This is a genomic window from Coleofasciculus sp. H7-1 (genome assembly GCF_057473865.1).
Genome location: NZ_JBYCCT010000041.1, coordinates 1 through 10,987, shown reverse-complemented (window position 1 = coordinate 10,987; position 10,987 = coordinate 1). Strand labels below are relative to the sequence as shown.

The 10,987-nt window shown below is 48.1% G+C and carries 9 protein-coding genes and 2 pseudogenes; 4 read left to right on the top strand and 7 right to left on the bottom strand.

Annotation, left to right across the window (positions count from 1 at the left end):
• Positions 1-195: 195 nt before the first annotated feature.
• Complete coding sequence (locus AC2VDX_RS11115; RefSeq protein WP_378177348.1) at positions 196-375, bottom strand: hypothetical protein; 180 nt, start codon at positions 373-375, stop codon at positions 196-198.
• Between the two features lie 39 nt (positions 376-414).
• On the opposite strand from AC2VDX_RS11115, the gene AC2VDX_RS11110 reads away from it, so the two are divergent.
• Positions 415-1,470: a GGDEF domain-containing protein gene (locus AC2VDX_RS11110; RefSeq protein ID WP_378177351.1), complete on the top strand. Its 1,056-nt coding sequence runs from the start codon at positions 415-417 to the stop codon at positions 1,468-1,470.
• A gap of 262 nt (positions 1,471-1,732) precedes the next feature.
• Here AC2VDX_RS11110 and AC2VDX_RS11105 read toward each other — a convergent pair whose 3' ends face one another.
• On the bottom strand, positions 1,733-2,413 hold the full coding sequence (locus AC2VDX_RS11105) for an ATP-dependent Zn protease (RefSeq protein WP_378177354.1): 681 nt from the start codon (positions 2,411-2,413) through the stop codon (positions 1,733-1,735).
• Positions 2,414-2,478: 65 nt separating this feature from the next.
• On the bottom strand, positions 2,479-3,252 hold the full coding sequence (locus tag AC2VDX_RS11100) for a M15 family metallopeptidase (RefSeq protein WP_486928157.1): 774 nt from the start codon (positions 3,250-3,252) through the stop codon (positions 2,479-2,481).
• A 247-nt stretch (positions 3,253-3,499) separates the two neighbouring features.
• Here AC2VDX_RS11100 and AC2VDX_RS11095 point away from each other — a divergent pair, with 247 nt between their 5' ends.
• Positions 3,500-4,441 carry an AEC family transporter gene (locus AC2VDX_RS11095; protein WP_378177358.1) on the top strand — a complete coding sequence of 314 codons (942 nt, stop codon included), beginning with the start codon at positions 3,500-3,502 and terminating at the stop codon, positions 4,439-4,441.
• On the opposite strand, the gene AC2VDX_RS11090 is transcribed toward AC2VDX_RS11095, so the two are convergent.
• Positions 4,427-4,954, bottom strand: coding sequence for a phosphoribosyltransferase (locus AC2VDX_RS11090; protein WP_378177403.1), 528 nt, complete (start codon positions 4,952-4,954; stop codon positions 4,427-4,429). The genes AC2VDX_RS11095 and AC2VDX_RS11090 overlap by 15 nt on opposite strands.
• 135 nt (positions 4,955-5,089) lie before the next feature.
• Here AC2VDX_RS11090 and AC2VDX_RS11085 point away from each other — a divergent pair, with 135 nt between their 5' ends.
• Complete coding sequence (locus AC2VDX_RS11085; protein ID WP_378177361.1) at positions 5,090-6,541, top strand: MFS transporter; 1,452 nt, start codon at positions 5,090-5,092, stop codon at positions 6,539-6,541.
• 682 nt (positions 6,542-7,223) lie between these two features.
• Here the strand turns inward: AC2VDX_RS11085 and AC2VDX_RS11080 are convergent.
• Together AC2VDX_RS11080 and AC2VDX_RS11075 are read right to left on the bottom strand one after the other, a co-directional pair.
• A pseudogene (locus tag AC2VDX_RS11080) lies at positions 7,224-8,594 on the bottom strand (aminopeptidase P family protein); the annotation flags it as partial.
• Positions 8,595-8,686: 92 nt separating this feature from the next.
• Positions 8,687-9,118 (bottom strand): NUDIX domain-containing protein, encoded by a 432-nt coding sequence (locus tag AC2VDX_RS11075; protein ID WP_378177364.1) that lies wholly within the window; start codon positions 9,116-9,118, stop codon positions 8,687-8,689.
• A gap of 180 nt (positions 9,119-9,298) precedes the next feature.
• On the opposite strand from AC2VDX_RS11075, the gene malQ reads away from it, so the two are divergent.
• Positions 9,299-10,810, top strand: coding sequence for a 4-alpha-glucanotransferase (gene malQ, locus AC2VDX_RS11070; RefSeq protein WP_378177367.1), 1,512 nt, complete (start codon positions 9,299-9,301; stop codon positions 10,808-10,810).
• Here the strand turns inward: malQ and AC2VDX_RS11065 are convergent.
• Positions 10,766-10,987: pseudogene (locus AC2VDX_RS11065) on the bottom strand (hypothetical protein); the annotation flags it as partial. The gene malQ and the pseudogene AC2VDX_RS11065 overlap by 45 nt on opposite strands.

Genomic DNA, 10,987 nt, shown 5'->3' with positions numbered 1-10,987 from the left:
CGTCGTGCGTCAGGCAAACTGGAAAAGGCTTCCACAATGGCAAGCGTTCTCATAGCTCGATAAGAAAAATTCGTTGAGCTTTAGCTTACTGGATTTCACCCTCTCTGTCTAGAATGAAATAGCCCTGGCTGGGTAGTGTGGCAGTTTTTTATGAAGACTTTGCAAAGTTATCCGCCACCAATGGGATTCCCATCTCTAATACTTGTAGCAAACTGAGAATGTAACAGAGTGTGTCAGAAGTGCCAACGATTGGGTTAGGGTTTGGTAAAGACTGCCCGGTTCAATGGCATAGCGGTCAGAAGCCTTGTATAGCGGCATACGCCAGCGCGATCGCTTCTTCGCTCTACAATACACGCTCATCCAGTCTAGGGTCATCTATCTGTTCGTCTCCTTCGTTGCTGCCTAAAAACTCTAGTGGTAGAAATTCTCACGTTTCGTCAACAGGGAAAGAGCCTTGATTCTTCCGGTATACCTACGCTAATGGATGCTTTTGTTCTAGTTGTTGGAACTGATGCATTTCTGGCAACATTTCTGAAGCGAATCGGCGCTTTAGTGGGTGGCACAGTTGAGGCTGCCTCCCAGCTAGATGAGGTCATCCCGCTGCTGGAAAATCGACTGCCCTATATCTTAATTTTGCAGGCAAGTCTGGAGGGCAGTTTGGAATTCTGTTATCAGCTCAAACAACACGCCCAACTAGCAGGGATTTACTGCATCTTGATAGAAGACAGACCCGAACTTGCCCGCGAACAAACGCTTTCCGATCGGCACCGGAAGTTGGCACTTATGGCAGAAGCTTTAGAAAAAGGAGCAGATGCTTACTTGCAAATTGCCCCACTCAGAAGAAGGAGTGCTGCCCTTGCACAAGAAGAGATCGAGTTGCAAGACCGCTTACTGGCGGCGCAAATTCAGATGGGATTACGTAAGGTACAAAACTATCGCCAATTGATACGAACCAACGATTTATTGTCAACAATGGCGCTGGCTGACCCGCTAACAGAATTGAATAATCGTCGCGCTTTGGAATGGGAATTGCCCCGGCAGATTCAAAATGCTCGGACTCGCTCAATACCGCTGAGTTTAGTGATGTTGGATGTGGACTATTTTAAGTCTATTAACGACACCTACGGGCATCTGATCGGCGATCGCGTTCTGCAACTACTCTCCGCCCGTCTGCAACACAGCCTGCGCTTTCAAGACACTCTCTTCCGCTACGGAGGTGAGGAATTTGTCGTGATTCTCAGCGACACAGATGTTAAAGAGGCTCCGATGGTAGCGCACCGTCTGTGTCGCTTGATCTGCGAACAACCCTTCAGAATTAATCCCACCCTGGCACTCACGATTACGATCAGTCTGGGGACAGGCACCCTAAATGCGACGGACGATATTAAAGGAGTGAATTTGCTGCAACGCGCCGATCAAAACCTTCTGCAAGCCAAATCTGATGGTCGCAATCGGGTTGTTAGTGAATAATTGCTAATTGGGGAAAAGGTAGAAATTCTCTCGCTCAATTTTTACCTGTTAAAAACTACAGAAAGTGTATTGGAAATTACTACTTGCTGGGGCTGAAAGGGGTATACTTAGATAATAGAAATCTGTCTAAAAAATTTATCATAGCCTAGTTCTTCCTTATCAAGATTAGTATACCAGAAAAAAGTAGGTGAAGTCTAGGATGCAGAGAAAAAAACTTTCGATTAATTCTATGAATTGGTAATTAACTAATGACTACTGATGATTAACTCCTAACAAGATGTTGCTGAAGCACCTGATAACACTCCTCGACTGAGGCGCGTTCTTCCATCGTCGCCACCAGCGCTTCGTAGGCGGGATAGTTTTCCTCAATTAGAGTCCGTGCTTGGATCGCACTGGCACGCTCTTTCTGCTGAACGCCGCTTTCCTGCCGTCCTAGTGTCACATCTCTAATTTTTTGCCTGTCTTCTGCGCCTCCCTCAGCGCTACCGTATACCAAAATCTCGGCGGCGATACCTGCCATCCAGACGGTGCAGAATCGATCCAGTATGACTTGCATCTCCCAAGGCGTTGTCGTTTCTTGCTGCAATTTTTGGGTATCAAATATCACCCCACCTTGCCCAGGATTTCCTTGCTTGAAGCTTTCCCAGGCGCTGAGAGTGTAGCCGGTGATGGGAATTTCTAGTAAGTAAGCGACGAAGAAATGACCGGCTTCATGCCGCAATACGCGATCGCGATATTTGGAGTCAGCACCGGCAAACAACTCCAAAAGTAGCGTCATGCCTTTGCCTTGGAAGCTGAGGGTGTCAAGGGTTGCCAGTCCCATAATGCTAATCGTTGCGATCGCGGGGATTGTCGGTGATATGTTCAACATTGGCCCCAACAAACTAGAAAGCGTTATCGCAAAGACGCCAATGGCAATTAGATTTAGGGCAGTTTGTTGCATGATATTGAGGTCTAAGTGAATTAAAAATTAAAAATGCTTGCATTAAAAATTCACAATCCTAATTTTTAATTTTTTCCGAATTGTTTGGCTTTGTAAAATGTTTCCAGACTATCGCGATCGCCTACATAGCGCCAGTGCCACGGTTCATAACTAACGCCCTGGGGATTGTTGCGGGGAAACGATATCTCAAAGCTATAGTAAGGGGCGTTCTTCTGAAGCCACTTAAAAGCCGCAGTATTTTCAAAGTTAGGACTGAGATTCGTTGCTGGTACTCTTCCATCACCCACGTCTATCGCGTACCCAGTATGATGTTCGCTGTGACCGGGAGGCGCACTCACTTTTGCCCGTTCGGCGGCTGACTGTCCGCGCTGCGCCTTGGTGTCAAAATATAAATGCTGCTGTTCGCGAGTAGAGCGAAATCCGGAAATTGGCACGATGATAATGCCGGAAGCTCGCGCCGCTGCTACCATCGCTGTATATTGTCTGGCGGCAGTGTGACGCATTTTCAAGCGACCATCCGCTGTAATCGCCTCAAGTTCGGACTGGGGTGCCTCTTGGTAGGGAAAGTGTCCAAAGAGGGTATTGGCTTCTGCTGTGGCTGGAGGCGTTTGAATGCCTAGAATTTCATTTTGGACAGGCGTTGACGCATTCGATTCGGGTACGGGACGGGGGAGTAAGATACCGATAATCAGCGCGATCGCTCCCAATCCCAACAAACCGCCAAACAGGAGAATCGGCTGCCACTGTCGCTGGCGTCGTCTGAGGTGCGGCGTATCCCGCAACGCCTCCGGAATATCGTCTATCGGCAGTGCCGAGACCTTGGGTGGTTTTCCAGGCATACCCGCGTTTTCCAAAAGAGCCACTCCTGTTGTTTTTGTGGTTAGTTATCAATTCTTAGATATCCAACAACGGCACTGAGACTCAACACTTAACTTTAACAAGCATTTTAGACTGAGCGAAGTCTATCAACAGCTGCCGTGTATTTCCAGATGCCTCATCATCAACCCTGATGCTTAACATGAATAGAGGCTGACAAAGTATCGTACAGGTGCCAGTCTAATACTTCTGCTGACAACCCATGAGACGATGCCTAATATAGGAATTCAACTGCTGGAACTCTATTTCCGGCTAGGTGGCGGCATTTTGTTGGGATGGGTTTTGGGTCGCCAACTGCCCAAAGTCGTTCCCACCTATTTAGGTAAGTTTCTCTTTTGGATTGGAGTACCAATTGGCATTGTGGCGTTTCTGCGTCACGCCGACTTATCTGGACCAATCTGGATTGCACCCGTCGCGGCTTGGGTGGCAATTTTGGTGGGAGCCGGATTAGCCTGGTTTTGGATGGGAAGGCAAGCCTCGCAATTCCCCAAAAAAGCTTGGAGTAAACCCACTCAAGGAAGTTTTCTATTAGCCTCAATGGTCGGGAACACCGGCTACTTGGGTTATCCCGTCACCCTAGCTCTCGTAGGGCAGCAATACTTTGGCTGGGCGCTGTTTTATGACCTGATGGGCACCACGCTGGGAGCCTACGGCTTGGGCGTTGTCTTGGCGGCTCGTTTTGGTATTCGGGTGGGGAAGGGCGGGGAGACGCCCCTACAGGCAGTGCTGATTAATCCAGCGCTGTGGAGTTTTGGTTTTGGGCTGGGTTTTCGCAACTTCCCACTGCCCGAACCAGCTGAACAGTTGCTGCAAATTATCGCTTGGAGTGGAGTTGTACTGGCTTTGGTGCTAATCGGAATGCGCCTAAGCCAGCTTTCTTCCTGGGGTAGCCTCCCGTCGGCATCTGTCAGCTTGGGGATTAAAATGCTGCTAGTTCCGCTGGTGCTGGGCGGCGGAGTTGGCCTGCTGGGTGTGAGTGGACCACCCCATCTGGTCATCGTTTTACAGATGGCAATGCCTCCCGCTTTTGCCACGCTCATCTTGGCGGAAGCCTACAATCTCGACCGAGATTTAACCGTGACGGCGCTGGTTGTCGGGACTATAGGACTTTTGTTGACCCTGCCGGTTTGGTTGGTGTTATTTGGTCGCTGAAACAGCAACATATCTTTGGGCTAACTCGGATGGATCGATCTGTTCGTATTTTTCAAAGGGTTGGTGAATCCAGGGGTTTTCTGGTAGATAGTCCGCGTAGTAGTCAGGCGCGATCGCAGACCCAGCTTTGTACCAGATGACAGCGGTACGAATCTGCTCGACATCAGCAGCATAATGATGTTTCAGCCAAGGGATGGCTTCCCGAAGGGTGATGCCAGAATCAACTAAGTCATCCACCAGGAGAATGCGGCTACCCAGATGAGGGGAAGTCATGGTGAGATCGCGGGCAAAGGCGAGAGAACCCCGGAAGCGATCGCCTGTGCCACCGTAAGAAGTGGCAGCTAAAATTGCCAACGGTTTGCGGTAAATTCGCGATAAAATATCACCCACCCGTAGACCGCCCCTAGCAAGGCAGACAATCTGGTTAAAGTCCCAGCCGGATTGATAAATGATTGCCGCTAACTGTTCGATTTTTTGGTGGTACTCTGACCATGACACGTAAAGCTCTGGTATAACAGACACAATTCCACAAGTTTAGAGAACAGTACAAATGCTATAGAACAAATGCTATAGAAATTCCCGCTCTTGGGAGACAGATGCGATACTTTTTTGAAATTTTCAACTTCCCCCTGCCATCAGCCAACTGCCATGAGTGATTCTTCCTCTTCTAACCATGCCGCCGCGACACCCGACAGCGAAAAGCTAAAATTGAGTACCAAACTGGCTTATGGTGCCGGTGATGTGGGTGCTGCTATCACCGCAAATATTGGGGTGTTTTATACCGCCTATTTTCTGACCGATGTCGCCGGAATCGCCGCTGGACTAGCGACTTGGATTCTCCTGATTGGCAAGGTTTGGGATGCAATAAACGATCCGATTGTCGGGGTGCTTAGCGACAGAACAAACTCGCCACGCTGGGGGCGTAGGCTTCCCTGGATGTTATATGGGGCGATTCCGTTTGGAATCACATTCTTTTTGCAGTGGCTAGTTCCTCGATTTAGCGCCAATGACTCTGCGAATCAATGGGGATTGTTCTGGTATTACATAGTCATTTCGATTTTGTTTAATTCGTTTTACACCGCTGTTAATTTACCCTACACTGCCCTAACTCCAGAACTTACTCAGGACTACAACGAACGCACCAATCTCAACAGCTATCGGTTTGCTTTCTCCATTGGAGGAAGTATCGTATCTGTAATTGCGTTCGGAATCATCGCCGCTTTGATTCCTAATGACCGCATCCAGCAATATTGGGTGATGGGCGTCGTTTGTGCAATTTTGTCGGTCTTACCTATTTATTTGTGTATTTGGGGGACACGCGATCGCATTTTGGCAAGGGCGGCACAAAATCCCACCTTTGAGCAACCTGTTTCCCTCCCAATTTTGGAACAAGTACGGATTGTTTTGAGCAATCGCCCCTTTTTATATGTTGTGGGAATTTATCTGTGTTCCTGGTTAGCTGTCCAGGTCACTGCTGCGATCATTCCTTATTTTGTTCTCAGTTGGATGCGCTTAAGCGATGCACTCGTTGCCCAAGTAATTCTAGCGGTGCAGGGAACAGCATTGTTGATGCTGTTTATCTGGAGTAAGCTTAGCCAGCGATTCGGTAAAAAAGCCGTTTATTTTATGGGAATGAGCGTGTGGATTATTGCACAGGCGGGATTGTTTTTCTTACAGCCCGGTCAAATTGCTTTCATGTACGTGCTGGCGGTGATGGCAGGTTTTGGCGTTTCTACTGCTTATTTGATCCCGTGGTCGATGCTGCCAGATGTGATTGAATTAGATGAACTAAGAACCGGACAGCGGCGGGAAGGGATTTTTTACAGCTTCATGGTGTTCCTGCAAAAAGTCAGTTTAGCTGTTGCAGTGGCTTTAGTCTTGAAAAGCCTGGAGTGGAATCAATATATTCGGTCTACCCCAGACAACTTAGCCCCAATTCAACCGGATTCTGCACTTTTAGCGATTCGCATCGCAATTGGGCCTCTGCCAACAATTGCCTTGATTGGTGGTTTAATCCTGGCATACTTTTATCCTCTCACTCGCGAGGTTCATGCCGATATCTTACTTAAACTTAAAGAACGGAAATTAAAAGCCCAATAGCTCTTATCAATGAGTTTTTAGGTTTGAATGGGTGGGTTATAAATTCACCCATTCTGGAAGTTTTTTTTCTAGAATTATGGACTTTCTTGATTTTTTTTGATATACTAAAATCGATAAGGAAGAAATACCTGATAATAATTTTTTGAGACATATTTCTATTATCTAAGAATACCTCTTCAAGGCATGGCGAGTAGTTACTGGCGATACATTTTCCAAGAAAATTGTATTTTTAAAAGTTTTGAATCATTGCATAGGGCACCAGCATTATTCATTCAGCTAATCGCTAATAAAGGCATAGGAATTGCTACAATACGCCCAAAACTAAGCAAAGCAAATATCCCTGGAGAAAAGCAAATCGGTAAAGGGGAAGGAAAAAATTCCTTTAGGCTTTTCCAAAGGATTTCTTGCCGACAGGAACTTACTCAACCAGTTGTAAAGTAGAAATTAACCCATCCGGGTATTTCTCAAGCGCCTTTTGTTTGGCAACCTTGTGATCTACATCCAGAAAATACTCACCGCTATCTGCCTCAATCGCGATAAACCAGTCAGCATGATCTTTCATCAATTGGGGGCTAACTTGTTCAAAAATTGCGCGACAACGCTTAATAAAAGTAGGAATACCGGCGGGTGCTTTTCCAGTCATGGGTTGCCCTGTTCCGAAAAAAGCGCGGGATTCTCTCTTAACTAGAGACTCAATTAAATCGGCATCTGTTGGCAATGCTGCTGTTAGAACTTCGCTGCCTGATTGTGTTACTAAAACATCATCTTCTATGCGAATTCCGCGTACATCATCAAACTGAGAAAGGCGATCCCAATTCACCACATCCTGATATTTTGCCCGAAAATCGGGGTCATTTAAAATTGCCGGAACTTGATAGAATCCTGGCTCAATGGTGACTAACATTCCAGAGCGTAAGGGGCGATTCAGCCGGAGATAAGCTAAACCGAAGCGATCGCTCCGAATTCTCCCCTCTTCATACCCCGCCAAATCGCCCAAATCTTCCATATCGTGGACATCCAAACCCACCAAATGACCGATTCCGTGAGGGAAAAATAGGGCGTGAGCATCCATTTCTACCAAATCTTCAGCATTACCTCGCAGAATGCCTAAATCCACCAACCCTTGGGCAATCACAGTCGCTGCCTGGAGATGAATATCCCCATACTCCACATCCGGGCGGATTTGGGCAATGCAAGCATCGTGAGCCGCCAAAACCAAATTATAAATATCTCTTTGGGTAGAAGAAAACTTACCTGATACAGGCAAAGTCCGCGTGACATCTGCTGCCCAGCCCATCGATGTTTCAGCACCCACATCCGCCAGCAGCAAGCCTCCCGATTGCAGGGGGTGGTAATACTGCTGATTGTGGAGAACTTCCCCGTGAACGGTGACAATACTGGGGTAAGCGCAGCTCATATTATGAGAGATGATGACACTCTCCATTGCCGCACGCACACCTGCCTCCAACTTGGCGCTGGGTATGGCAGCCATTCCCGCTAAGTGAGCTTCCACGGTGACAGATGCAGCTTGTCGTAATTCTGCCAAAGCACCTGCATCGTGGCTGAGTCGCAACAATACAATCGCTCGTGCTAACTCCCTGTCAATTCCCTCAGATGCATTTGCGGATGCGATCGCGCGATGCATTATCTGAGCTTGTTGCTGCCCAGTAGCAGCATCCTGCACCGAGATAGTCGCAGCATCGGCTGAGCGTAACTCCAATTCTGCCATCGAAAATGCTGCATCCGCCCCAATCGCTTGGGCAATTTTCTCACGTTTGGGCATTTCTCCATGCCAGAGGGCACTTGCAGGAGACGCATCATCCATAAACAGTTCTAGTTTCCCGGCTTCGAGTCGGATCGCCGCATTTTCCAGAGGTAGCCCCGCAAAATAGAGGAAATGACTGCTGGCGCGAAACGGGAAAGTATTTGCCGGATAATTTCGGGAACTACTACGCCCAGACCAGAGAATAACTGGAAAATCAATTAGCTCGGCGAGTCGCTGCCGCCGGTGAAGCAGAGTAGCGGCAAACGTGCGATTTCTCTGAAGTTGCATCATAGCGAGTAGAGGCAGTTTATAACTTATCCCTTCTGTTATTTAAGTTTAACCTTACCTAAAAAACCATTACCCATTCGCCATAAACCGCCTCAAGACAACCGAGGGCGTATCCTGTAATGCCGATAACGCCAATAATCGTGTAGGATTTTGTCGTGATCGAAGCATAAATCGGTGGGAATTCGCCAAGATTCAAAAATTCCGACAGCCTTGGCATCATCAGCAGCTTGAGGTTCGCCCGTTGCCGTGGCGATAAACACAACGCTCATCGTGTGAGTTCGCGGATCGCGGCTGGGATCGGAATACACCTGGAATTGTTCAATTAACTCCACCTGTAAGCTAATCTCTTCCTCCGCTTCGCGCCGCGCCGCCGCTTCCGCTTTCTCCCCGTAATCAATAAAGCCACCCGGAATTGCCCAACCATAAGGTTGATTTTGGCGCTCAATTAATACAATCGGTCGATGCGGTCGATCGAGCAGTTCAATAATGATATCGACAGTCGGAGCAGGGTTTCGGTAAGTCATTCTGATATATTGCCCCCAAACGAGCGGGATCGAGGGAAAAATGGCTGAATTAATTCTGCCGCGATCGCTGTCACTTCTGACGGCTGAAATACCAAATGCAACCCTCCCTAGGAGTGGGTGTCAAACTTCTGCGTCCCATGATAATCTCAAATCGTTCGCATCCTCTCCATCAGGTTATTTATGCCGTTTCCTAGATCCAGTGGCCTTTTGCTACACCCCACTTGTTTTCCCAGCCGGTTTGGCATCGGCGATCTCGGTTTAGAAGCCTATCGCTTTATTGAGTTTTTGGTGGAGAGTTCCCAGCAATTTTGGCAGGTTTTGCCATTAGGACCAACCGGCTATGGCAATTCTCCCTATATGTGCTATTCAGCACTGGCGGGAAATCCCTTACTGATTAGCCCTGAAAAACTGCGCGACGAAGGATTACTAACCGACGACGATTTTTCTGGATTGCCAGAATTTCCCCTAGACAGGGTGGATTTTGAGCGGGCGATCCAGACCAAAATGCCTTTGCTCGCCAAAGCCTGCGAAAACTTTAAAGCCAAAGCGTCACCCTTGCAGCAACAGGAATTTGCAAGTTTTTGTAAGGCGGCTGACTGGCTTGATGATTATGCCTTATTTATGGCGCTCCGGGAAGCCCACGGACACGCTAGTTGGTATACTTGGGAACCGGAAATTGCCAAACGCCAACCGGAAGCCTTAGAACAGTGGCGGCAGCGGCTGAATGATGAGATTTATTACCACAAATACTTGCAGTTTGAATTTTTCCGCCAGTGGACTCAACTGAAAAGCTATGCCAACTTGGGCGGCATTGAGATTATTGGCGATATTCCAATTTATGTGGCTCACGATAGTGCCGATGTCTGGTCGCATCCAGACATCTTTTGCTTGGATGAACAAACCGGGGAACCGGCGCTGATGGCTGGAGTTCCACCCGACTACTTCAGCGCCACAGGTCAGCTGTGGGGCAATCCAGTCTATAACTGGGAGAAGTTGCAGCAGCAAAACTTTAAGTGGTGGATACAGCGCTTTGAGTCTTTGTTGGATTATATTGACATTATTCGGATTGACCACTTCCGAGGGTTCCAAGCCTATTGGGCGGTTAAGCAGGGCGAAACGACTGCCATGAATGGGGAGTGGATTGAGGCTCCCGGAGAAGCTTTCTTTAAGCTACTCAACGACAAATTAGGCAAGCTACCCATCCTGGCTGAGGATTTGGGCGTGATTACCCCAGAGGTTGAGGCGCTGCGAGATAAGTTTGGATTTCCGGGGATGAAGATTTTACAGTTTGCCTTTGGTTCGGATTCTGGCAACGGCTTTTTGCCTTTTAACTATCCGCGCAACTGTGTGGTCTACACCGGCACCCATGACAATGACACCACTGTAGGCTGGTTCTATCAACTTTCAGACTATGAAAGGGAGAAGCTTCTGCGTTATGTGGGTTGCATCAGTTCCGAAGGCATCCACTGGGATGCAATCCGACTGGCGATGGGTTCGGTGGCAAATCAGGCAATTATTCCTTTTCAGGATCTTTTGGGATTGGGGAACGATGCCAGAATGAATTTTCCCGGCAAAGCAGAGGGGAATTGGGAGTGGCGGTATCGGTCTGAGGCGGTGAACAAAGAGATCGGCTTTCGCCTCAAAACCCTAACTGAAACTTTTGGTCGCGCCCCGATTAAGAATCAGGACTGAGGGATGAGGACTGAGGACTGAGGACTGAGGACTGAGGGATGAGGGATGACCTAGCAAAGTCTCATTCTGTTGGCGCAGTTCTTCTTCGGCTACGTGCAATTCTTCTAAGGCGGTTTTTAATTCCTCCAGCGATACCGCTAGCAGCTCTGGTTGTTGCCGGGGCGATTCGCTGACACG